Annotated in this window: 22 protein-coding genes and 1 pseudogene; 5 read left to right on the plus strand and 18 right to left on the minus strand. The window is 69.5% G+C overall.

Going from position 1 to position 21168, the window contains the following annotated elements; translation table 11 throughout:
* Positions 1-4 precede the first annotated feature (4 nt).
* The 6 genes from ACFYYH_RS22650 to ACFYYH_RS22675 all read right to left on the minus strand — a co-directional run bounded on the left by ACFYYH_RS22650 (position 5) and on the right by ACFYYH_RS22675 (position 4105).
* Positions 5-262, minus strand: a complete 258-nt coding sequence (locus ACFYYH_RS22650) for a gas vesicle protein GvpG (RefSeq protein ID WP_388553860.1) — start codon at positions 260-262, stop codon at positions 5-7.
* A gap of 26 nt (positions 263-288) precedes the next feature.
* Positions 289-1002 (minus strand): GvpL/GvpF family gas vesicle protein, encoded by a 714-nt coding sequence (locus ACFYYH_RS22655; RefSeq protein WP_388553862.1) that lies wholly within the window; start codon positions 1000-1002, stop codon positions 289-291.
* Between the two features lie 6 nt (positions 1003-1008).
* Positions 1009-1470, minus strand: coding sequence for a gas vesicle structural protein GvpA (locus ACFYYH_RS22660; protein WP_388553864.1), 462 nt, complete (start codon positions 1468-1470; stop codon positions 1009-1011).
* 73 nt (positions 1471-1543) lie between these two features.
* Positions 1544-1852, minus strand: a complete 309-nt coding sequence (locus tag ACFYYH_RS22665; protein WP_388553867.1) for a gas vesicle protein — start codon at positions 1850-1852, stop codon at positions 1544-1546.
* 543 nt (positions 1853-2395) lie between these two features.
* Positions 2396-2986, minus strand: a complete 591-nt coding sequence (locus ACFYYH_RS22670) for a hemerythrin domain-containing protein (protein WP_388553870.1) — start codon at positions 2984-2986, stop codon at positions 2396-2398.
* 225 nt (positions 2987-3211) lie between these two features.
* A complete protein-coding gene (locus ACFYYH_RS22675; RefSeq protein WP_388553873.1) occupies positions 3212-4105 on the minus strand; it encodes an SDR family oxidoreductase in 894 nt (297 codons plus the stop codon).
* Between the two features lie 349 nt (positions 4106-4454).
* On the opposite strand from ACFYYH_RS22675, the pseudogene ACFYYH_RS22680 reads away from it, so the two are divergent.
* The 4 genes and pseudogenes from ACFYYH_RS22680 to ACFYYH_RS22695 form a co-directional block, all read left to right on the plus strand.
* Positions 4455-4625 (plus strand): annotated as a pseudogene (locus ACFYYH_RS22680) (oxidase); the annotation flags it as partial.
* A gap of 206 nt (positions 4626-4831) precedes the next feature.
* Positions 4832-5539 carry a M24 family metallopeptidase gene (locus ACFYYH_RS22685; protein WP_388553876.1) on the plus strand — a complete coding sequence of 236 codons (708 nt, stop codon included), beginning with the start codon at positions 4832-4834 and terminating at the stop codon, positions 5537-5539.
* Positions 5536-6171 (plus strand): LysE family translocator, encoded by a 636-nt coding sequence (locus ACFYYH_RS22690; protein ID WP_388553879.1) that lies wholly within the window; start codon positions 5536-5538, stop codon positions 6169-6171. Before ACFYYH_RS22685 ends, ACFYYH_RS22690 begins: the two co-directional genes overlap by 4 nt.
* A 133-nt stretch (positions 6172-6304) precedes the next feature.
* Positions 6305-6721 (plus strand): PH domain-containing protein, encoded by a 417-nt coding sequence (locus tag ACFYYH_RS22695; RefSeq protein WP_388553882.1) that lies wholly within the window; start codon positions 6305-6307, stop codon positions 6719-6721.
* 95 nt (positions 6722-6816) lie between these two features.
* On the opposite strand, the gene ACFYYH_RS22700 is transcribed toward ACFYYH_RS22695, so the two are convergent.
* From ACFYYH_RS22700 to ACFYYH_RS22715, 4 genes are all read right to left on the minus strand, one after another.
* Positions 6817-7470 (minus strand): TetR/AcrR family transcriptional regulator, encoded by a 654-nt coding sequence (locus ACFYYH_RS22700; protein ID WP_388553885.1) that lies wholly within the window; start codon positions 7468-7470, stop codon positions 6817-6819.
* Positions 7471-7618: 148 nt separating this feature from the next.
* Positions 7619-8509: a fumarylacetoacetate hydrolase family protein gene (locus ACFYYH_RS22705; protein WP_388553888.1), complete on the minus strand. Its 891-nt coding sequence runs from the start codon at positions 8507-8509 to the stop codon at positions 7619-7621.
* Positions 8506-9741 (minus strand): cupin domain-containing protein, encoded by a 1236-nt coding sequence (locus ACFYYH_RS22710; protein ID WP_388553890.1) that lies wholly within the window; start codon positions 9739-9741, stop codon positions 8506-8508. Before ACFYYH_RS22710 ends, ACFYYH_RS22705 begins: the two co-directional genes overlap by 4 nt.
* Before the next feature lie 51 nt (positions 9742-9792).
* Positions 9793-11061, minus strand: a complete 1269-nt coding sequence (locus tag ACFYYH_RS22715) for an FAD-dependent oxidoreductase (RefSeq protein ID WP_388553893.1) — start codon at positions 11059-11061, stop codon at positions 9793-9795.
* A 57-nt stretch (positions 11062-11118) separates the two neighbouring features.
* On the opposite strand from ACFYYH_RS22715, the gene ACFYYH_RS22720 reads away from it, so the two are divergent.
* Positions 11119-11928 carry an IclR family transcriptional regulator gene (locus ACFYYH_RS22720; RefSeq protein WP_388553895.1) on the plus strand — a complete coding sequence of 270 codons (810 nt, stop codon included), beginning with the start codon at positions 11119-11121 and terminating at the stop codon, positions 11926-11928.
* Positions 11929-11980: 52 nt separating this feature from the next.
* Here the strand turns inward: ACFYYH_RS22720 and ACFYYH_RS22725 are convergent, their stop codons facing one another.
* From ACFYYH_RS22725 to ACFYYH_RS22760, 8 genes are read right to left on the minus strand one after another with little or no spacing between them, the layout of a single operon-like run.
* Positions 11981-13546, minus strand: a complete 1566-nt coding sequence (locus tag ACFYYH_RS22725; RefSeq protein WP_388553898.1) for an ethanolamine ammonia-lyase reactivating factor EutA — start codon at positions 13544-13546, stop codon at positions 11981-11983.
* Entirely contained in the window at positions 13543-14274 is a 732-nt protein-coding gene (locus tag ACFYYH_RS22730) for a class II aldolase/adducin family protein (protein WP_388553901.1), read from the minus strand. The genes ACFYYH_RS22725 and ACFYYH_RS22730 overlap by 4 nt, the downstream gene beginning before the upstream one ends.
* Entirely contained in the window at positions 14274-15431 is a 1158-nt protein-coding gene (locus ACFYYH_RS22735; protein ID WP_388553903.1) for a Rieske 2Fe-2S domain-containing protein, read from the minus strand. Before ACFYYH_RS22735 ends, ACFYYH_RS22730 begins: the two co-directional genes overlap by 1 nt.
* Positions 15421-15759: a hypothetical protein gene (locus ACFYYH_RS22740; RefSeq protein ID WP_388553906.1), complete on the minus strand. Its 339-nt coding sequence runs from the start codon at positions 15757-15759 to the stop codon at positions 15421-15423. Before ACFYYH_RS22740 ends, ACFYYH_RS22735 begins: the two co-directional genes overlap by 11 nt.
* 2 nt (positions 15760-15761) lie before the next feature.
* Positions 15762-16898, minus strand: coding sequence for an ethanolamine ammonia lyase-activating protein (locus ACFYYH_RS22745; protein WP_388553909.1), 1137 nt, complete (start codon positions 16896-16898; stop codon positions 15762-15764).
* Between the two features lie 18 nt (positions 16899-16916).
* A complete protein-coding gene (locus ACFYYH_RS22750; protein ID WP_388553911.1) occupies positions 16917-18032 on the minus strand; it encodes an ABC transporter substrate-binding protein in 1116 nt (371 codons plus the stop codon).
* Positions 18032-19915 (minus strand): ABC transporter permease, encoded by a 1884-nt coding sequence (locus ACFYYH_RS22755; protein ID WP_388553913.1) that lies wholly within the window; start codon positions 19913-19915, stop codon positions 18032-18034. Before ACFYYH_RS22755 ends, ACFYYH_RS22750 begins: the two co-directional genes overlap by 1 nt.
* Complete coding sequence (locus tag ACFYYH_RS22760; RefSeq protein ID WP_388553915.1) at positions 19912-21087, minus strand: ABC transporter ATP-binding protein; 1176 nt, start codon at positions 21085-21087, stop codon at positions 19912-19914. The genes ACFYYH_RS22755 and ACFYYH_RS22760 overlap by 4 nt, the downstream gene beginning before the upstream one ends.
* Positions 21088-21168 lie beyond the last annotated feature (81 nt).

Genomic DNA, 21168 nt, shown 5'->3' on the forward strand with positions numbered 1-21168 from the left:
GTGCTCAGGAGCTGGACTCCAGGCGCCGCTGATGGGCATCGAGCCACTCCAGCCGGTCCAGCAGTTCGTCCTCCCTGCGGTCGAACTCGTCCTCCGCGATCAGACCGCCCAGGAGATCCCTCTCCAACTGGGCGAGTTCCTCGCGCACGGGCGCAGGGTCGTAGTACTCGCGCTCCGCGGTGAGCACCACCTGATCGAGCACCCAGGCCGTGCCCCGCACCGGGGCGAACGGAAGCAGCAGGATCTCTGTGACGAGGCCCATGACGGGTTCCTCCAGTCGGACGGTGGTCAGACGAAGCTGTACGGCGGCAACGGGCCGTTCAGACGGAGGGTGTATGCCTCTCCGCGCCTCTCCGCCTCCTCGTGGACGGCCTGCGAGAAGGCGGCGGCCTTGTCCCGCTTGACCAGGAAGGAGACGTTCAGGAAGTGGTCCTTGGACGGCTCGGCGAACGCCGTACGCTCCGCGGCGGGGGCGAGCCGGTCCACCGTCTCCTGTGCCTCGCTGTCCTGCCGGGTGCGCACCTCCCGTGAGATCAGCTCGCCGAGAGCCATCCGGTCCTCATGGGTGCCCTGGTTCTGGCGGGTCCGCTCGTTGAGCGCACGGGCCTCGGCGGAGGTGGTGAGGATCTCCCGCAGGAGGTCTTCCTCGTCGCGTGACGCCTTCAGGTTGTACTCGACACAGCCGGCGACCTCCTTCAGCCGCTCGGTGTAGGCGTCGCGCTGTTCCTCCAGGACGGCGGAGACACGCTCGTCGTCCGGTCCCACCAGCCCGAACCGCATCGGCAGGGCCGATCCGTCGGCCGACAGCCTCTCCAGGACGGTCTGATGCGCCGCCAGGTCCCTGCGCTTGGCCCGCAGGTCGGCCGGTGCCTCGCTCACCACGGCGCTCAGGTGCTTGGTACGGACCGTTCGCAGTTCGGTGACGGGGTCGCCGACTCCGTGGATACCGTCCAGCCGCAGCGGATGGTCGGCCGCGGTGATGGCGTAAATGTAGGTGGGCATCTGCTTCTACTCCTCTCGGCGACGGGCGGTGCGGCGGCTGCTGGAGCTGGCGGAGGACTTGCGCGCGGGGCGCTCTTCCTCCTCCGGCTCCTCCTGGTCGTCACGGCCCTTCCGCAGGGACTCGCCGAATGCCTCCACGGCACCGGTCAGGGCCCCTTTGGACTTTCCTTTGGCACCGTTCTCCGTCATATCGCCGACGAGATCGGTCAGTTGACTGGGCGCCTTGCGGCCCGACTCCAGATCGAGACGGTTGCACGCCTCGGCGAACCGCAGGTACGTGTCCACACTGGCGACGACCACACGCACATCGATCTTGAGTATCTCGATACCGACGAGAGACACCCGTACAAAGGCGTCGATGACGAGTCCGCGGTCGAGGATGAGCTCCAGGACGTCATAGAGATTGCCCGAGCCACCCCCACCACTCGTCACGCCACCGGACGCATTGGATTGCTGAACGACACTCACAGTGAATCTTCCTTTCCCATGGGGGTGGTCCGGCCCTCGGGCCGGTCAGGGCGCCGTGATCGGCCGCATGCCGTCAACGGTCGACCTGCCCCTTCGTATAGCGGCGGGTCCTTTCGTATCCGACGAGTCGCCCCTGCTCATCGAGCTGCACACGGTAGGAGGCCATCACGCTCGTGGTGGCGGGAATCCTTTCGAGTTCGACCACCTCCACGTCGGCCGACCAGCCGTTGTCCGTGGCCTTGAGCGCCGATACGGATTCGGGTGTGTGGTGAAGCATCTCCGCGAGCTGTCCGGCGGCCTGTCGCATTGCCGCCGGCGCGGTGATTCTCTCCGCCCCGTTCTCGGCGGTGTCCTTACCGCCCTCGCTCTCCGTCGTTGCCATGATCCATTCCGTTCCACGTCGCGAGAATTCTGATTGCCGGAATACGACTGGCTGCCATTACGCGGCTGAAGAGCGCGTGCCCCTGGGATCCGCACATATGCACCATCGCTGCGTTCGGTGGCCATCGCCTCATGCCTCGTGCCGCCATTTCCCCGGTCGGCGGGCTCTCCTGATCGCCACCGCCGTGGCAGTGGCATTGGCAGTGGCATTGGCAGTGGCAGTGGCAGTGGCAGTGGCAGTGGCAGTGGCAGCGGCAGTGACGGTGGCAGTGGCAGTGGCAGTGGCGGTCGAAGGCGGGCGCGCCCTGGGGCGGCCGGCGGCGAGAACGCGGAGCGAAGGAGGATCAGGGGCCGGTCGTGAGCATCGGCCGTGAGGTGGATCCCTGTGGTCAGCCCCGCGCGGGGCCGGCTGCTGCTCGCACGCACGCACGTCCGGCTCGCGGCCGGGGCCTTTTCTGCGGGCCCGGCCGCGAGCCGGTGAGTCCGTACGACCGTGGGGAGGGCCGGCTACCCCGGCGGGCCGGGGGCCGGCGGGCGCGCCGTGTCAGCGGCTCGACGTCCCGCTGTGGGTGATCGCGTCCCGGGTACGGTCGACCAGGGAGGCGAAGGGGCCCACGGTCCACTGCGCCATCGGCGAGCCCGCGGCCGCCGGATGCGGGCGGGTGGGGGCGATCTTCTCGGCCGCCAGGAGCCGCCTGCCCATGTCCCGGAGCTGGTCCTCGCTCCGCCCGCCGCGCACTGCGGGGAACTCCTCCCGCTCCTCATGGGTGGCGTGCTCGATGACGGCCCGCTCGAACTCCGCCAGCCGGGCGTCGAACTGCGCGTCGGTGACGTCCATCTTCTCCAGCTGGGCGAGCACCTTGTTCGCTTCCTTCTCCTCCTGGTTGCGCGCGTCGGCCTCCGCCTTGCCCGCCGTCTCCTTCGCGACGGGGCGGACAATCATCTCCTCGGCCGTCTCATGCACCGCCAGAAGGGCGCGCAGTTCGTCGAACGCCTGCTGCTTGACCTCGCCCTGTGCGTTCTTCACCTCCGCGAACAGGTCCCGGATGCGCGCGTGCTGCCGCAGCAGAATCGCCACGACGTCGTCCTCCGGCATCTCGGCGGCCTGAGCGCGTTCCATGTCTGCCTCGTTCATCTCATGTCCTCTCCGTGTCACGTTCTGCTTTCCGCCCGTCCGTTCGCTTCCGAAACGGGTGACCGCTGAGACCCCGGCGAAACTCGTGGCGAGGCACCGCTCACGTACCGCTGTGAGCGCCTCGCCCGCCGGCGGCGGCCTCTCACCATCCTTGGCCGGGCGAGGTGATCCCGCGACGCGACGACAACCGTGACGGAGGAACGCGGGCACGGGCCCGCCGTGTTCTCAGGGGAGCGGTACGCCGCCGGTCGCGTTGACGATCTCCGCCGTGATGTAGCTCGCCTGGGGGGAGGCGAGGAAGACATAGGCGGGGGCCATCTCGGCCGGTTGCGCGGGGCGCCCCAGTGGCGACTGCTTGCCGAACTCGGCGGTGTCGGGCATCGTCGCCGGGATCAGGGGGGTCCACACGGGTCCCGGGGCAACGGCGTTGACCCGGATGCCGTCCTTCGCCACCATCTGCGCCAGGCCCTGGGTGAAGGTGACGATCGCGCCCTTCGTCATCGCGTAGTCGAGCAGATGCGGACTGGGCTTGTACGCCTGCACCGAGGTGGAGTTGATCACGCATCCGCCCTTCGGCATATGCGGCAGCGCCATCTTGCACAGCCAGAACATGCCGTACAGATTCGTGCGCACCACCCGGTCGAACTGCTCCGTCGAGATGGCGCCGATTCCGTCCGGCTGCGACATCTGATAGGCGGCGTTGTTGACCAGGATGTCGATCCGCCCGAACTCGGCGACCGCTCGTTCGACGAGCGCCCGGCACTGCCGTTCCTCACGGATGTCGCACTCGACGGCGACCGCCTTGCGCCCGGCCTCCTTCACCAGGCGCGCGGTCTCGTGCGCCTCGTCCCGCTCCTCGGGCAGATGGGTGAACAGCACATCGGCGCCCTCGCGGGCGTAGGCCAGCGCCACCGCCCTGCCGATACCGGAGTCCCCGCCCGTCACCACCGCCTTGCGGTCCTCCAGCAGACCGTGGCCGCGGTACGAATCCTCCCCGTGGTCGGGCGGCGGGTCCATCGGGCCCGACCACCCCGGATACTCCTGGTCCTGCTGGGGGAACTCCGGCCGGGGATGCTTCGTCGCGGGGTCCCGCCCATCCGCTTCGTCACGCGTTGTCATGACGGCTCCTGTCGAGGTCAGTGGCCCAGGGCCTTGGCGAGCTGTTCCTTGGTCATCGTCGAGCGGCCTTTGTGCGGACGCTCCCGCCGGGATCCGGACCACGCGGCATGACGCCTCTTCTCCTCGCATCCGGGACCGGCCCAGCCAGGGACCGCACGCTTCCGCTCCGGGCGCGTACCCGCAGAACCGTGGGGATCACCCGCACCCGTGGATCGCTCCACTCGTTCCACTGGACATCGTCCGTCCGGCTCCCGCCACAGAAGAGGGCCGTGCGGACGCGACGCCTGTCCGCCACCGGCACCGCCACCGGCACCGGCACCGGCACCGGCGGCGACGGGGGAGGGCGATCCAGTTGGCCGGACGGCCCAGCGCGGCGTCGACCTTCTACTGGCCCACTCTCGGTCGGCAGGTGCGGGTGCGGGGGCCGGTCGTCGCGGAGCCCGCGGAGCGCGGCGCGGCGGATTTCCTCGCCCGTTCGGCTCCGGCGCGCGCCGAGGCGTTGCTGGGACGCCAGAGCCGGCGCCGGTTCGTGGTTCCTCCTTCTCATCTGCGTGCCTGGACGCGTCTTGAGGTGTGCGGATGCGCCCCTGATGGGTCGGCTAGGCTCGCGGGCACAGTCAGGGGCGAGGGGTGCTCCGGCCGTCGAGCGGTGAGACGGAGGTGCCCGCAGGCCTCCGGGCAACACATTGCCGTCGACCGGCGCACAGGGGCAGTGGGGGTTTTGGTATGACACGTGAGGCAGCGGGGCCCGAGGAGGCCCGGCGCGTGGCGGGGCTGGTGGCGGCGCAGGAGAAGGCGATCGCGCTGTTCGCGGAGGTGGAGGCGCGAGGGCTGGTGGCGCCCGGTTCCGGGGAGCGGGAGGTGAGCGACCGCGTCCGGGATCTGGCGAACGACATGTTCGGCACGACCAAGCACTGGCACAAGCGGATCATCCGTTCCGGGCCCAACACCCTGCTTCCGTACCGGGAGAACCCGCCGGACCGCGTCATCGGTGAGGACGACATCGCCTTCGCCGACTTCGGCCCGATCTTCGAGGAGTACGAGGCGGACTTCGGCCGTACCTATGTCTTCGGCGGCGACCCGGACAAGCACCGGCTCCTGCACGACCTGCCGCGCATCTTCGATGCCGGGCGGGCCGCGTTCGCGGCCGATCCGCACATCACCGGCAGGCGGCTGCACGCCGAAGTCGAGCGTCTGGCCGCCGAAGCGGGCTGGAGCATCGGCATCTGGCACGCCGGTCATCTCGTCGGGGAGTTCCCCCACGAGACCAACGACGGAGCGAAGGCCGACTCGTACATCACCCCGGACAACGACACCCCACTGCGCCGTACCGACCGTGCGGGCCGGGTCTGCCACTGGATCCTGGAACTCCACCTCGTCGACGAACGCCGCGGATTCGGCGGCTTCTACGAGCAACTGCTGGACCTGGCGTGACCGGTGCCGTGCTGGGGTTCGCTCTGTTCGCGCTGGTGGTGACCGTTGTGCCGGGTCCCGATCTGCTGCTGGTGCTGCGCAACTGCCTGCGGGGCGGTCGTCGTGCCGGGGCGGCGACCGCGATCGGCGCGGCGGCGGGATCGCTCGTGTGGGCGATGGCCGCGGCCGTCGGGCTCGCCGCGGCGCTTCAGCGGTGGGACGCGGCGTTCATGACCGTACGTCTGGCCGGTGCGGCGTACTTGACGGTCCTGGGCCTCCAGGCGCTCCGGACGCTGCGCGCGGGTGCCGCAGACGAGCCCTCCCCGCCGGCCGGGCCGGACAAGGTGACTGCCGTGCGGGCGCTGCGTCAGGGGGTGGTGAGCTGTCTGCTCAACCCGAAGGTGGGGATCTTCTTCGTGGCGGTGGCCCCGCAGTTCCTGCCCGAAGGGCACTCGGTCCTCGCGACCACGCTGCTGTTCGGTGTCATCGACGCTGTGATCGCCGCTTCCTGGCTGCTGCTCGTCGCCATCGGTGCGGACCGTCTCATGGCGTGGCTGCGGCGCCCCCGCGTGACGCGGATACTCGAGGGCACGGCCGGCGGCGCGCTGGTCACTTTGGGAGCGGTCACGGCCGTGGAAGCCGCCCGCGCCTAGGGTCTTTCGTTTGGGTCCGGCCGGATCGGGGAGGACTCGCCGCGGGAGCGGCTGGTGCCAGGGCCTGTTCGCGGAACTCCGCGGTGGGCAGGGGCCCGAGGCCGGAACTGGGTCGCGTGGCGCTGGAGGGGGCGTGCGGTACAGCATACGGATCTGGTGGACATGGGGGCTGCATGTGCTTCTGGTGCAGGTGGGTGTGGCTCTCGGGGGCGGCGCCCTCGTGGAGTGGCGGCCGCCCTTCCTCCACGTCCTGTACTGGGTGTTCGGCGCCACATGGGTGGTGCTGACATGGCGAGTGCTGGCCCGGCGTCTGCGTGTGACGTCCTCGGGGGTCCGCAGTCACGGACTGTGGCGTACCCGCCATGTCCCGTGGGACGACGTGGTGCTGTTCATGAGCGACGGGGACCCACGGTGGGAATCCCCGGCGGCAGAGCTCCTCGACGGGCGGCTGGTGATCCTCGACGGTGTACGCGGACTGTGCAGCGACGAGGACTCCCCGGTCGACAAGATCGTGAGCCGGTTGAACGCCGAGCTGGACAGGGCCTCTTGAGGGGGCCGGGGCGCGTGCGGCGTCCGTCGCCGACGCCACAGGCGCCCGGGACGGTCCGCTGTCCGCCCTCGAAGAACATCGGCGCGCGCCCCCGCTCACGGACGTGAGACGGGGGCCAGCCACAGCCCCACGAGCGCGTCGATCAGCCCTGTCGCGGCGTCGTGCCAGCTCGACCGCGGAGTGGGGGTGTCCTGGGCAAGCGCGCGCTCCCGCTCGGCGCACATGTGCACCATCAACTGGCGTGCCATGTCCGTGCGTTCGGCGCGCACTTCGGGCGGCAACGCCGGGAGGCACCGGTCGAACCCCGCACGGATCCGGCGCAGGGAGGGCGCGCTCAGCGATTCCTGGACCATGATCTCGCGCAGGACCGGGTCGGTCATCACCTGCGCGCCGAACCGGGCGTACCAGGTGGGGCTGCCAAGAGCGGCCAGATGCTCCGTGGCCGGACGTACCAGGCACGCCACCCAGTCCCGTACCTCCGTGGAACCACCGATCTCGTCCACCATCCGCAGCCGCAGCCGCTCCATCGGTTCGGAGTGTCTTCGCGCGATCGCCCGCACGAGATCCGTCTTCGTACCGAAGTGATAGCCGACCGCGGCGTTGTTCCCCTGTCCCGCGGCTTCGCCGACATGACGATTGGAGACAGCGAACACACCGTGCTCCGCGAACAGCCGCTCCGCCGTCGTGAGTATCAGCTCCCGCGTCGCGTCGCCCCGTTCCGCCCGTACGGCCCCGTCCGTCACCGCCATGTCTCCTCCCCGAAGCCGACCCTGAACACTCGATCAGTCAACTGTCCTCGCTGGAGCAGAGCAAGTGACTGACCTGATCGGGTCCGGGCGTCCGCCCCGGGGGACGCTCGAAGACCGCCGGGGGTGCGGTCGGGGCGCGGTGGCGTCCTCAGCCGGAACCGGCGGGGCCCTCGGCCAGGACCGGCAGTGTCATGGCGCCGAGCCGGCTGATCGAGGTGTCCAGCACATCACCCGGCACGATCGGCCCGACACCGGGAGGTGCGCCGGTGAAGATCACATCTCCGGGGTTCAGTGTCATCATGCGCGAGGCGTAGGCGATGATCTGCGGTACGGGGGTGATCAGCGCGGACGTGTTGACCGCCTGCCGCCGTTCGCCGTTGCAGGTGAGCAGGATGTCGAAGTCCGCCGGGTCGCCCGCCTCGTCGCTCGTGGTGAGCCAGGGACCCAGGGGGCTGAAGCTGTCGTAGCTCTTGCGCCGTGACCGGTCGGCCGGGCTGCGTACGGTGATGTCCAGTCCGATGGTGTAGCCGAGCACATGCTCCAGGGCGTCCTCGACGGCGATGTCCTTGCCGCCCGTGCCGATCACCACGACGAGTTCGGACTCGTGGTGGATCTCGCTCCCGGCCGTGAGGACATCGCGCGGCAGCACGATGGCGTCCTCGGGTCCCACGATGGACGAGGGCGCCTTGAGGAAGACGTCGAATTCCATCATCCATGACTCGACCTGTCCCAGGGTGCGTCGCTGCACCGCGTGCATCTCGGCCACGTGTTCCCGGTAGTTGCTGGCGGAGGCGATGATCTTGGTCGGTCCCAGTACCGGCGCGGCCAGCCGTACCGAGCGCAGCGGCCGGCGCGGGCCGCTGCCGGCCGCCTCCTCCAGGGCGGGCGCGAGCGCGGCGAAGTCCCGGCACAGGCCGCGCCACCAGCCCGCGAGCAGGGGATCGGACGTGTGCGGCCACGGCAGTACCTGGGTCACATCGACCACGTCGTCACCGATGACGACACCGAGACGGTGGTCGTCGAAGATCGCGAGTCTCATACGCTCACCGTCCCGGTCCCGGTCCCGGCCCCTGCCCCGGTCCCTGCCCCGGTTCCAGTCCCGGTCCCGGCGTCCGTGTCTGTTCCCGTGCTCGTGCTCGTTTTCGCGGGCCGGAGCGCCGCCGGGGTGAAGACGCCGGTCACCGTCTGGGGCGCGTCGAGCGTCAGCTCGCGATGGATCCCCAGCGCCCGCAGTACGGGGCTGTCACCGATGGAGAACAGATCCGCGCCGCCGGCGGAGGAGTGCTCCACCGCGGACCAGGACGGAACGACGAACATGTCCCCCCTCGACCAGTCGAAGCGCTGACCGTCGATCACTGACGAGCCCGACCCCTGGTGCACGACGAAGACCGCGTTGCCGGTGCGCCGTACGGGCAGGGTCCGCGCCCCCGGTATCAGCCGGTGCATGCCGCAGCTCATCGTCGGCAGCACACTGGCGCCGGTCTCGGGGCTGACGTATTCGAGGCTCACCAGCGGTCCGCCGCCCTCGGCCACCAGCCGTGACAGTTCCCTGTCGGTGTCCGGCCACCGGTAGACCAGGAGCGGGGAGTGCTCGGTGGTGAGGACGTCGCGTACGGCTCCGCTGACGAAGCGCGGCCCGGGGCCGGCCTCCTTCTCCGAGCGGTTGCGCGGATCCGCGCCCGGCTGCCGCACCTCGGGGTACGGCTCGAAGAACACCGCGTCCAGCGCCTCGATCATCGGCAGGTCCAGTCCGTCGAACCAGAGCATCGGACCGTCGCTGGCACTGCTGTGGTCGTGCCAGTTCCACGACGGTGTCAGGATCAGATCGCCGGGGTGCATGTCGCACACATCGCCGTCGACCGTGGTCGCGACACCGTCCCCGGACAGGATGAAACGGATGGCGCCCGGGGTGTGCCGGTGTGCCGGTGCCGTCTCACCGGGGCCCAGGCACTGGATGGCACCCCACAGCGTCCCGGCCGCATAGGGCAGTCCGGCCAGGCCCGGATTGCCGAGGCTGAGCACCCGGCGCTCTCCGCCGCGCTCCACCGGCACCAACCGCAGGGCCCGCTCGGCGAGTTCGTTCAGTACGGGGGCGCTCCACAGCCAGGGGACCGAGCGGGGGCGCGGTGCCGGCGGGAGCAGATCCCGGGTGATCGTCCACAGCGGATGCAGATCGACATCGGCCAGATCCCCGTACAGGGCGGTCAGTTGAGCTTCTTCCCCGGTGCTCGCGCGATCGGTGCGCGCGGGCGGGGTCCTGTCGAGTGTCATGGGTCCTCATTTCACCTGCGCCGCGCCGGTCGGGCGACGGCGGCAGTTCGCTCAGGGGGTGGAGTCGGCGGCCGCGTCGATACGCCGGCGCACCTGCGTCGGTGGCAGGCCGATGCCGAAGCGGGTCACCGACTCCAGCAGGGAGGCGCGCCTGCACCAGGCGCGCGCCCGCTCCGGATCGGCCGCGACGGCGCGCAGCTCCTCGTGGTTGGCCCGTCGCCTGGCCTCGTCGCGCTCGCTGATCCGCTCGGTGTTGCGCTTGGTGTCGGCCTGTACGTACTCGACGGCGACCCGGCGGCGCAGCTCGGCGAAGGTCGCCAGCTCGGCGTCCTCGTCCGCGCCGCCGTGGAGGATACGGACGAGTCGGCGGGCGAGGTCGACGGCGTCGTGGATACCGCTGTTGAGTCCCACTCCGCCGAGCGGGCTGTTGATGTGCGCGGCGTCGCCGATCAGCGCGCACGGCCCGGAGACGAACGAGTCCGCCACCCGCTGGTGGACGTGGTAGATCTGGCGGTCACCGATCTCGTAGCCGCCCGGAAGGGCCGCGATGCCCTGGAGGCGGCTCTGCATCTGCGCCGGATCGGTGGCGTCCTCGTACGTCTGGCCGGGCGGGACGGGGTACACCGCGCGCCAGGACTCCGGGGTGCGCAGCAGGAACAGCCATTCCTCGGGATCGGCGACATAGTTGACATCCGCGATGTCGGGGATGAGCGCGCGGAAGTCGGCCGAGGTGCTCGCGATCAGGAACCGCTCGGGGTAGGTGAAGCCCTCGAACTCCACGCCCAGCAGCCCCCGGGCCGTACTGCTCGCACCGTCGGCCGCCACCAGGAAGCAGCCGCGCAGGCTCACCGGGCCGTCGGGGCCCTCCCCTTCCACGACCACACCGTCGTCGCCCGTGCGGATCGCCGAGGCCTCGATGCCGTAGTGCAGGGTGGCGTTGGGCTCGTCGGCGAGCCGCTCCACCAGCATCCGGACCAGGTGCTGCTGGTTGAGCTGGAGCCGGTGCGGATACTTCGTCTCCTCCTTCAGCAGGGTGAAGTCGAACTCGGCCACGAGCCCCGCGCGCCGGTCGCGGTACTGGTAGCGCGGCACCGTCAGCCCCTCGGTGTGCATCTGTGCCGCGAGGCCGAGTTCGTCGAGCAGTTCGAGGGTCGGCGGATGGAACGTCGACGCACGCCAGTCGGTACGCGGCTCCGGCTCCCGCTCGATGAGATGGACCCGTACGCCGGCTCGGGCGAGGGCCCACGCGGCGGTGGCGCCGACAGGGCCGCCGCCGAGGACGAGCACAGGGAGCCCACGATGATTCGACACGAATGTCATAGCTCAAACCTTAGTGATTATTCCGTGCGCCGAAAGAGTTGACGCTACTATTCCGATATGAAGAACTCAGTCCACGATGAGCCCCACCACGCTGGTCCGTACTCCACGCAGTCCGGCCTCTCATCGGTCGACAACGCCCTCCAGTTGCTGCATCTGATCAGCCAGCGCCGCGCACTGCGCGTCGCGGAGGCCGCCGACGACTTGGGCGTCGCCCGTTCCACGGCACACCGGCTGCTGACCGCGCTGCGCCGGCAGGGCTTCGTGACCCAGGACAAGCCGAACGGTGTCTACCGCCCCGGCCGCGCCCTGCTCGAAATCGGGCTGGCGGCCATCGGCCGGGTCGATATCCGGCACGCGGCCCGGCCCGTCCTCGAGAAGCTGAGTGAGGACACCCAGGAGACCGTCAGTCTGCTGTTGTTGGAAGGGAATTCCGTCCGGTTCATCGACTGTGTGGAAGGCTCACGGTCGGTGCGTGTCGCCACCCGTACCGGCATCGTCCTGCCCGCCCACTGCACGGCGGGCGGCAAGGCGATCCTGGCTGCGCTGCCCGCCACCGACCTGGGCCGGCGCTACCCGACACGGCAGTTGGACACCCGTACACCGAACTCGATCGGGACCTGGTCCGCGTTGGAGACCGAGCTCGACGAGATCCGTGATCGCGGTTACGCGGTGAACTTCGGCGAGGGGGAGAGCAGTATCTGCGCCGTGGGAATGGCGATCTACGATCTCATCGGCTATCCGCTCGCCGCGGTCGCCGTGGCCGTGCCGCACTCCCGGCTGGAGACCGTCGACCAGGCGCGGGCGCTCGCGCCCATGCTGGTCGAAGCCCAGCACTCGGTGCGCGACGCACTCAACGAGACGCTCTGAGCGGCCCCCTCCCCACGCCGCGGCGGCGGTCTGGCCCACGCCGGTCCGCCGTTCACAGCGAGAACACCATCGACTTGAGCGAGACCGGTACGGTCCCGGACCCGGGCAGCACCGCGCCGATGTCGACGAAGTCCAGCTCGGTGACCGCGATGCCGTCGACGGAGATCACCGGCACCGTGACGCCCTGGTCCAGCAGGATGCCTCCGACGGTCCTGGCGATATCACCCTCGAAGAGCAGACACAGCGGCAGACCCGCCGCGATCCTGTCGCGCAGACCGCGCCGGACGCCCTCCACGAAGGCGTCCAGCCGGGGAAAGCTCGGCAGACCGCGCCAGCGGAAGCCGAGGACCAGCGCGTCCGCCGGGTCCACACCGGCCCCGGCCAGACATGTCCCGATCGCCGCCGCGACCCGCAGGGGATCGACTGTCCCGTCCAGCTCCACCTCGGGGCGGACCACCCGCAGGTTGTGCAGCGGAAGCAGATCCGGGTCACTGATGTGGATGGTGTTCCCGCTCACCCGCACGGTGTACTGGGACGCGCCGAGCACCGTCGCCCTGATCGCCCGGCCGCCGTCCTCCACCGGCCCCGGCAGCCGGTCCGACCGCTCGGCCAGCGCGCGGCCGAACAGTGCCCCCAGATCGCCGAACTCCCGGGACTCGCGGCCGTAGAGGTACTCGGCGACCCCTCCGGAGAACAGCACCGCGTCGTACGGGCCCCGCTCGGGCAGCGGCTCGGTGAGCTGGACCCAGTCGAGACCGACGGGCGGAGCCGGGGCCCCGTTGACCGCGGCGATGACGGTGTCGGCCATCAGCGCCGCCAGTTCGGCCAGTTCGGCCGCCCGGACCCGGTCACCCAGCGACCAGTCAAGACCGAGCGACGCGGCCAGCCGCCTGCCCGCGGGTTCCAGCCGGACGACATGTCCCGATCCGTCGACCACGACGAGCCGCGCGCCCAGATGCAGGGCGCCGGTCGACCGGACGGCACCGGCCTCGGCCACCGACAGTTTGGTGGTGCCGCCTCCGATGTCGATGTTGAGCACCCGTGCGGGGCCGCGTTCGCTCCTGGCCACCGCGCCCGACCCATGGGCGGCGAGTGCCGCCTCCATGCCGTGACCGGCCGCGGCGCAGAGGAAACGCCCCGTCCGCGCGGCGAACAGATCGGCGACGGCACGCGCGTTCTCCCGGCGGGCGGCCTCACCCGTGAGGATCACCGCGCCGGTGTCGACCTCGTCGGCAAGGATGCCCGCCTCCTGGAACGCCTGGTCGACGATGGTCCGCAAGCGCTCCTCGTCGATCCGTAGCCCCTCGGAGTACGGCGTGAGGGCGACGGCCGACTCGTGGACGATCCGTCTGTCCACGACGACGAAGGCGCTGGACAGCTCACGCCCCGGCCGGCGCAGGGTCAGCCGGGAGAAGAGCAACTGACTGGTGGCGGAACCGATGTCGATCCCGACACTGGTCAGGACGATCTGATCGCGTTCCCGGAGGGGATGGTCTGGGTCGTCGGCTCCAACGGTCGTCGCGTGGTCGTGGCCGTTCCCATGACCGTCGCCATGACCGTGGTCGTGACCGTGGTGGTGTGTCCCGGTCAGGGTGGTGTCCGGCATGTCGTCTCTCATCGCTCCCCGGTCCTCCCGGCCTCTTCGCCGGCGCACCGGCGGTAGAAACGCCAGGCGGATTCGATCAGTTCGGGGCGGGTGAGACCCGAACCGACGATCTCCTCGCGCTCGGCCGGCTCGATCTCCCTCGGCTCCCCGAGCTGTCTCGCCAGGAAGTTCAGCTCGGCCAGCTCGCTGAGTTTGATGACATTCAGGGCCGCCTCCTCCGGGCTCGCGCCCACGGTCGTGACCCCGTGGCCGCGCATCAGACAGGCCGCGCCCGCCCCGAGCACGGCGGCCAGTTCGTCCCCCAGCCGCCGGGTCGTCACCAGCACACCGCGCTCGAACGTCGGCACACCCCGGGCCAACAGCCGCAGTGCGTACGGGTCGTACGCGCCGATCACCGGCAGCAGCGGTACCTCACAGATGCCGAAGAGCACCGGCATCATGGGATGCACGTGCGCCACGCTGGTGACATCGGGGCGGGCGCGGTACACCGCCAGATGGATGGCGAGCTCCCGGGGGGCTTCCAGTCCGGGCGGATCCGAGAGCGGTGTTCCGTCCCGGTCGACCACCACCACGTCCTCCGCGCCGGCGAAGCGGAGCCCGGACTCCGAGGGGCCGCGGGCCTTGACCGCGACGGTGCCGTCGTCGAGCAGCATGCTGATGTGGCCGGCCGGTTCACGGGTGAGGCCCATGCGGCCGAGGACACGGCAGGCCGCCGCGACGCGCTCGGCCGCGGACGTCATCACACCCGGCCCTCGGCCACGGCCACCCGGGCCTGGCCACGGGACACATCGAACGTGACCACGGCCTGCCCGGGATCGCGGATGAGCGCCATCGGGTCCTCGCCGGCCTGTACGCGCTCGATCTGCTGCCGCAGCAGCCGGCGGTACATGGCGATGCCCTTGTCCTCCGCGCCGAGCATCTCCCTGGTGCGGTCGTAGACGGCGCCCTGGGTCTCCCAGGCCATCCGGTCCTGGCTGGTGAAGGTGGTCATCGCGTGATCACCGTCCTCGGTCATCTCCGAGGGGACGCGCACCACGCTGGGCTCCTCGTCGTGCACCCGCTCCTCGCCCGGCTTGTCGGGCAGCAGACCGGCCCGGATGAGCATGGTGTGCTCGTCGTCGACGGGCACCCGCCAGTGCATCGCCTGCAACGGGCCCTCGGGCAGCCGCAGGATGTTCGGGAACACCAGCGGGTGTCCCGTCTCCTCCTCCAGCTCACCGGCAGTGTCACGGTAGACGCGGCGCTTGATGATGCCCCACTCGAACTGCTCGAAGGAGTACTTCTCGATCGGCCGGTAGTAGTAGCTGCCGCGGTCGATGCCCTTCAGACGCATGGTGTGCCCGTGCAGCCAGAAGGTGTGCACGGTGTCGACGGCGTTCTCCATCGGCTGGAGCCAGTTGCACTCCAGGTCCTGCTCGACGAAGAGGGTGAGATGGCCGTCGCGCCGGTCGAGCACGTCCCACCGGGGCAGTACGGGCGGCTCGCCGGGGCCCATATAGGCGAAGACGATGCCCCGGTAGGCCTTCACCGGGTAGGCGGCGATCCGGGCGCGCTCGCGGGCCCGCCGGTTCTCCTGCTCGAACGGCTGCTCAAGGCACTGGCCCGTACGGTCGTACTTCCAGCCGTGGTACGGACAGCGGATCTCGCAGCCCTCCACGAAGCCGTAGTAGAGGGACACCCGTCGGTGCGCGCACGACTCCGCGACGAGAGCGTGGGTGTTCTCGTCGGTGAGATAGAGCACCAGGTCCTCGCCCAGCACCCGGATCCGCTTGGTGCGCTTGTCCGGTGAGAGATCGGCGGTGAGGGCGACGGGCTGCCAGTAGCGCCGCAGCAGGTCGCCCGCCGGGGTGCCCGGACCGACACGTGTCAGAAATTCGTTCTCGGCTTCACTGATCATGAGCATGCTCCTCTTGGTTCCGCAGTGCCCGCCGCAGCATGGCGGCGACCCGCCGCCGGAGATCGTCACGCTCGCCGGTGCCCGGGGCCGCCCAGCCGTCGGCGAGCCGGCGGAGATACGGCGTGGCGTCCGCGTCCGGGAGAGCCTCGATGAGCGGTTCGATATCGCGTTCGAGCTCTTCCAGGTACTCCCAGGCCCGGTCATCGGCGGGGGTCCAGCCGAGCCGGGCCTGGAGCGCGTTCAGATAGCTCCAGAAGTCGACCGACAGTGTCGAGGCGTCCGCCGCGGGGGAGAAGTCCTCGTCGAAAGGCCGTTCCAGAGTGATCATCGTCAGCGGTCCGGCCGGTCGGCCCGGTCGGCTTGGTCGGTCCGGTCGGTCCGGTCGTGGGGCCGCGCCGACCGCTCGTAGACCTCGCCCATACGGCTCCGCGCGCCGTGCTCGGCCAGTTCGGCCTCGAAGGTCGCGCGGACCGACGGGTCCTCGTCCTGGTACTCGATCTGGTCGCCGCCCTGGGTGGTGGGGCGGTCGATGAGGAACTGCTTGAACAGCGGGTACTTCTTGCTGCCCCAGCGCAGGGCGAGATAACGGGCCGGTGTGGTGCCGGTGTTGAAGTGCTGGTGGAACCAGCGTTCCGGCGGTACCACGATCGAGCCCTGACGCCAGTCGACCCTGCGTACCGGTTCGCCCTCACGCCAGAGGAGCGAGAAGCCGGTGCCGCCGAGGATGATCACATGAGCGCCGGCATTGTGCCGGTGGGCCTTCTTGTACGTACCGACCGGGAACTCCGAGACATGGCCGCACAGGCTGTTGTCGGCGATCTCCAGCATGACGTTGCTGCCGCCGGCGCCGCGCGCGGCCCAGGACTTCAGCTCGATGCCGGCCGCGTCGGGGATGAATCTGCTCTCCCACACCCGGGACCGGTAGGCCGTTCCCGCGCCGCTGAAGTCGTTGTTGTCCGACCCGAACCGGTCGGTGAAGTCGAAGTCGCACTCGTAGATGAACGAACGGTTGTGGAACAGCCCCATCACCAGCGGTGCGCTGGTCACGGTGTAGAAACGGGCCGACGCCGACCCACTGCCGTTGAAGTGCTGTGCGTGGGCGTTGAGCGGCACGGAGAACACACTGCCCGCGTTCCACTCGAAGGTCGTCTCCGCTCCGGCGGAGTTCCACACCTTGGTGGAGCCCCGGCCGGAGACGACATAGGTGATCTCCTCGTAGAGATGGCGCTCCGGTGCCGTCCGGCCGCCGGGAGCGATCTCGATGATGTGGGCGTCGTTGACGTCCTCGGTGCCCTCCAGCCGGGCGACCGCGGCCCGGCAGCCGCGCCGCTCCCAGTTCCCCAGCTCGACGGTGCGCAGGTCCTCTATGAACAGTCCCTCCACGACCTTCAGTCCCTCGTCGGTCAGCCACTGTTCGTAGGCCGTCGGGCGCTTGATCGCGGGCAACTCGGTTTCGGCCACGGTCATCTGGTGTCTCCTCATGTGCTAGTTCGAACCGATGAGGCTTTTGATCAGGTCCGTCGCGTCCTTGACGCCCTTGGTGAGGAACTCCCAGGAGTTGGTGTTGAAGTAGTCCACGCCGTCCTGCGGGACCTGCCAGGCGGGCAGATCGGCCGGCGGCTTGACGTCGGCGCGGGCGCTGATGCTCCCGTACGCGTCGTTCCACGCCTTGTTTCCGTCCGGGCAGGCCAGCCACTGGGCCAGCACCTTGGCGGCCTCGGGGTGCGGCGGTCTGTCGGAGACGGCCAGGAAGCCGAAGCCGCTGGTGGTCTGGAGGAGGTCCGGCATGACGACCTCGACCGGCAGCCCGTCGTCCGACGCCGTGTCGACGTCGAGCTGGCCCAGCCCGAGGGCGATCGGGTACTTGCCCCTGGCCAGATCGTCGGTTCCCTGGCGGGAGTCGGTGATGAGGATCGGCTTCTGGTCCTTGTACAACTGCTTGACGAACGCGTCGCCGTAGCCGTCGGCCGCCTGGAACATACCGACGTTGTAGATCGCGCCGCCGGGGCTCCGCGGGTCGATGGTGGCGATCCTGCCCTTCCACTTCGGGTCGAGCAGGTCCTTCCAGGAGGTGATCTCGTCCGCCTTCACCTGGTCGGTGTTGATGACGATCGGGACACTGACATACCGGCTGATGCTGAGGATCTTCTTGTCCGCGTCCACGAACGGGACGCTCCCGCCCCGCCACCCCTTCGCGTCCAGCTCCGACGCGGGCAGTACGCCGGTCAGCGGAGCGATCCAGTTCTGCGCGTGGTAGGTGTTGGCCATGGTGTCGGCGCCGCCGAGGAACACGTCCTGCGAGTAGATCCCGGCCTGCCGCTCGGACTGGAGCCGGGCCGCGTTGTCCTTGCCACTGGTGCCGATGTAGTCGAGGCCGATGCCGTAGGTCTGCTCGAACGCCTTGGGCAGTTGCTGCCGTACGGTGTCGGTGGGCGGGCCCGACATCACGACCGTGCCCTCCTTCTTCGCCTTGGCGACCAGCGCGCCCGAGGGATCCGGGCAGACGCTGCTGACATCGGCGGGGGCGCTGCCCGCGGTCGTGGTGGTCGAGCCGTCACCGCACGCTGTCGTGACGAGGGCCACCGCGGCGCCCGCGCACATCAGCTTCCAGTGGTGATGAGCGATGAATCTTTTGATGACGCACCTGCTTTCGTTGCGGAGAGGGGTGACGGCGGGCCACCGCCGGTCACCCGGAGACGGCGTCCCGGCCGGGGCTTGCGCAGCCGGCCGCCGCCGAGCACCCGGGACAGCAGCGCCACCCCGACGGTGAGCGCGCTGATGAGGACGCCCAGTACGGAGGCCTGTTCGAGGACACCGCTGGTGCTGTATTCGAGAAGGAGGACCGACAGCGGCCGGGAGTCGTTGCCGCTGAGCAGGACGACCGTGCTGACGTCGCTCACGGCGGAGTGGAAGGTGAGGACCCCGGCCGCGGCCACGGAGGGGCCGAGCAGCGGGAAGAGGATGGAGGTGTAGGCGCGGACCGGGGTGGCGCCGCAGATGCGCGCCGCCCGGTCCAGATCGGGACTCACCTGGAGGATCGCGGCCTTCAACTGCTGGGTGCCGGTGGCCATATGGCTGATGACCAGCGCGATGATCAGGCCGAACAGATTGCCGTACAGCACGGTGCGCAGCGGGGTGCCGAGATAGACCCAGAGCAGTCCGAGGCCCAGCAGCATGCCCGGCACGGCCGCCGGCAGCCAGGCCATCACATCGATACCGCCCCGGGTGGGCAGTTCGCTGCGGACGATGACGAAGGAGATGACGAAGTAGACGAGAACACCGACCAGGGTGGCGATCAGGCCGATGATCAGTGTGTTGCGCACCGAGGAGGCGAACAGGTTGTCGTCGAAGAGCGCCGACCAGTGTTCCGTGGTGAAGGGGTTCGCGAGCTCGAAGAACCCGAACCGCCGCATGAACGAGCCCAGGACGATCGCGCCCATGGGAAGCACCACGGTGACGACCGCGTAGAGCGAGAGCACCCCCGCGACCACCCAGCGGCGTACCCGGCCCAGCCGGATCGGTTCGTCGTTGTACGTGTGCGCGCCGACGGTGACATAACTGCGGCTCCGTACGGCGAGGCGCTGCATGATCGCCAGCATGATCAGGATCGGGATGAACACCGAGCCGAGCGCGGTCGCCGTACCGAACCGCGGAGGCGACGACTGGAGCCAGTTGTAGATCTGCGTCGAGTAGACGTTCAGTCCGATCGGTGTGCCGAGCAGCAGCTCGATCTCGAAGGTCTTCAGGGAGTACACGAAGCTGAGCAGTGTGGCGGCGATGATCGCCGGACGCATCATCGGCACGGTGATCCGCACCAGGGTGTACAGCCTGCTGGCGCCGCAGATCTGCGCGGCCTCCTCCATGGACCGGCTCATCCTCCGGAACGCGGGGACCAGCAGGATCACCATGATGGGCACGGTGGTGGCCGTCAGATGCGTCCAGACGATGCCCCAGTAGCTGTAGATGTCCAGCGGACCCTGGGTGAGGCCACCCAGCCCCGGGACCATCCGGATCACCTGGTTCACCACCCCGTTGGCCGGGTCGAGGAGCAGGATCCAGCCGAGGGTCATCGACAGCGAGGGGATGAAGAAGGAGAACCACAGGAAGACTTCGATGATCCGGCCGCCCGGCATGTCCGTGCGCGCGATCAGCCAGGAGACGACCGTGGCGATCACCATCCCGAGCAGGACCCTCGGCACACCCAGACGCAGTGTGTTCCAGGCCGACTCCCACATCGCCCCGTCGGCGAACGCCTGCCGCCAGTTGTCCAGGCCGTAGGCGGTCGGATCACCGGGATCGGCGACATTGAGGCTGTTGAGCAGCAGCAGTGTGATGGGGACGACGGTGACGGCGGCCACCAGCAGCAGTACGGCGGTGCCGGTCACCCGGGAGCCGCTGGAGTGGCGCGCGCTGATCAGCTTTCTCACCGGACCGGGCAGCGGCTCCACGGGTTCCGGTGCCACCGGGGGCAGGACGCCGGTCACAGCGGCCACACCATGGCGCGCCGGGGGTCGACCTCGACGACGACGGTTTCACCGGGCCGGTGCACCACGCGGCGCGGGGCACCGAGCAGCACGGAGGATCCGGCGATGTCGAGGACGTACTCGAAGCTGTCGCCGAGGTAGACCGAGGACAGCACGCGCGCGACCACCTGGTTCGGCGCCGGCTCGCCCCCGTCGAACGGTTTGATGTCGACGTCCTCCGGGCGGAGGTACACCCCTACCCGGTCGCCGTCCTCCAGCCCCTCCGGAACGTCCGGGCCGACGATCTCGCCGACCCGCAGGCCGTCGGTGTCGAGCCGGACCCGGCGCCGCGCCATGTCCGCGGCGAGCACGCCCTCGACGACGACGAGCCGGCCGAGGAAGTCACGTACGAACGCGGTCCTCGGGCGCTCGTAGAGGTCCATCGGCCGCCCGACCTGCTCGACCTTGCCCTTGTTCATCACCGCGAGACGGTCGGCCAGGGACAGTGCCTCGTCCTGATCATGGGTCACGAAGAGCATCGTGATGCCCAGTTCCCGGTTCAGTCTGCGGATCTCGCGACGCATCTGGATCCGCAGCTTGGCGTCCAGATTGGACAGCGGCTCGTCCAGCAGCAGCAGATCGGGGGTGTACACGAGCGCCCGTGCGAGCGCGACCCGCTGCTGCTGGCCGCCCGAGAGGAGGGTGGCGGGACGGTCGGCCATGGCCTCCAGCCCGGTGACCGCGAGAATCTCCTCGACTCTGCGGCGCCGTTCGGCACGCTTCACCCGGCGCATGCGCAGCGGGAACGCGACGTTCTGCGCGACGGTCATATGGGGCCAGATGGCATAGGACTGGAAGACCATCGCGATGTTGCGTTTCTCCGAGGGCAGGAACGTGCCCTGCCCGGCATCGGCGAGGGCTCTGTCACGCATCCGGATCGAGCCCTGGTCGATCTTCTCCAGGCCCGCGATCATCCGCAGCGATGTGCTCTTTCCGCAGCCGCTCGGGCCGAGGAGGGCGAATATCTCGCCCTGCCTGACGTCGAGGTCGATCTGGTCGACAGCGACGACGTCATTGAACTTCCTGGTCACACCGGACAGCCGGAGCTGTACGGCGGGCTCGCCGGAAGTCTGGTCCACCGGGCCCGTGATCCGGCCCTCGATGCGGTCGGGTGTGGTCGCCCTCATCGACATCCTGCACTCCTCGGATCAGTCCTGGTTGACGCGACCTTAACCAGGAATACCTCATAGAGAAACAGTCGTTCTCTAGGTTCT

It is taken from the genome of Streptomyces sp. NPDC002018, from assembly GCF_042890865.1.
In the GTDB taxonomy this organism is placed as follows: domain Bacteria; phylum Actinomycetota; class Actinomycetes; order Streptomycetales; family Streptomycetaceae; genus Streptomyces.

What these genes read in the sequence shown, in the direction of transcription:
- ACFYYH_RS22650 (WP_388553860.1), bottom strand. Translation starts at nt 262, where the DNA reads ATGGGCCTCGTCACAGAGATCCTGCTGCTTCCGTTCGCCCCGGTGCGG.
- ACFYYH_RS22655 (WP_388553862.1), bottom strand. Translation starts at nt 1,002, where the DNA reads ATGCCCACCTACATTTACGCCATCACCGCGGCCGACCATCCGCTGCGG.
- ACFYYH_RS22665 (WP_388553867.1), bottom strand. Translation starts at nt 1,852, where the DNA reads ATGGCAACGACGGAGAGCGAGGGCGGTAAGGACACCGCCGAGAACGGG.
- ACFYYH_RS22670 (WP_388553870.1), bottom strand. Translation starts at nt 2,986, where the DNA reads ATGAACGAGGCAGACATGGAACGCGCTCAGGCCGCCGAGATGCCGGAG.
- ACFYYH_RS22675 (WP_388553873.1), bottom strand. Translation starts at nt 4,105, where the DNA reads ATGACAACGCGTGACGAAGCGGATGGGCGGGACCCCGCGACGAAGCAT.
- ACFYYH_RS22685 (WP_388553876.1), top strand. Translation starts at nt 4,832, where the DNA reads ATGACACGTGAGGCAGCGGGGCCCGAGGAGGCCCGGCGCGTGGCGGGG.
- ACFYYH_RS22700 (WP_388553885.1), bottom strand. Translation starts at nt 7,470, where the DNA reads ATGGCGGTGACGGACGGGGCCGTACGGGCGGAACGGGGCGACGCGACG.
- ACFYYH_RS22705 (WP_388553888.1), bottom strand. Translation starts at nt 8,509, where the DNA reads ATGAGACTCGCGATCTTCGACGACCACCGTCTCGGTGTCGTCATCGGT.
- ACFYYH_RS22710 (WP_388553890.1), bottom strand. Translation starts at nt 9,741, where the DNA reads ATGACACTCGACAGGACCCCGCCCGCGCGCACCGATCGCGCGAGCACC.
- ACFYYH_RS22715 (WP_388553893.1), bottom strand. Translation starts at nt 11,061, where the DNA reads ATGACATTCGTGTCGAATCATCGTGGGCTCCCTGTGCTCGTCCTCGGC.
- ACFYYH_RS22720 (WP_388553895.1), top strand. Translation starts at nt 11,119, where the DNA reads ATGAAGAACTCAGTCCACGATGAGCCCCACCACGCTGGTCCGTACTCC.
- ACFYYH_RS22725 (WP_388553898.1), bottom strand. Translation starts at nt 13,546, where the DNA reads ATGAGAGACGACATGCCGGACACCACCCTGACCGGGACACACCACCAC.
- ACFYYH_RS22730 (WP_388553901.1), bottom strand. Translation starts at nt 14,274, where the DNA reads ATGACGTCCGCGGCCGAGCGCGTCGCGGCGGCCTGCCGTGTCCTCGGC.
- ACFYYH_RS22735 (WP_388553903.1), bottom strand. Translation starts at nt 15,431, where the DNA reads ATGATCAGTGAAGCCGAGAACGAATTTCTGACACGTGTCGGTCCGGGC.
- ACFYYH_RS22740 (WP_388553906.1), bottom strand. Translation starts at nt 15,759, where the DNA reads ATGATCACTCTGGAACGGCCTTTCGACGAGGACTTCTCCCCCGCGGCG.
- ACFYYH_RS22745 (WP_388553909.1), bottom strand. Translation starts at nt 16,898, where the DNA reads ATGACCGTGGCCGAAACCGAGTTGCCCGCGATCAAGCGCCCGACGGCC.
- ACFYYH_RS22750 (WP_388553911.1), bottom strand. Translation starts at nt 18,032, where the DNA reads ATGTGCGCGGGCGCCGCGGTGGCCCTCGTCACGACAGCGTGCGGTGAC.
- ACFYYH_RS22760 (WP_388553915.1), bottom strand. Translation starts at nt 21,087, where the DNA reads ATGTCGATGAGGGCGACCACACCCGACCGCATCGAGGGCCGGATCACG.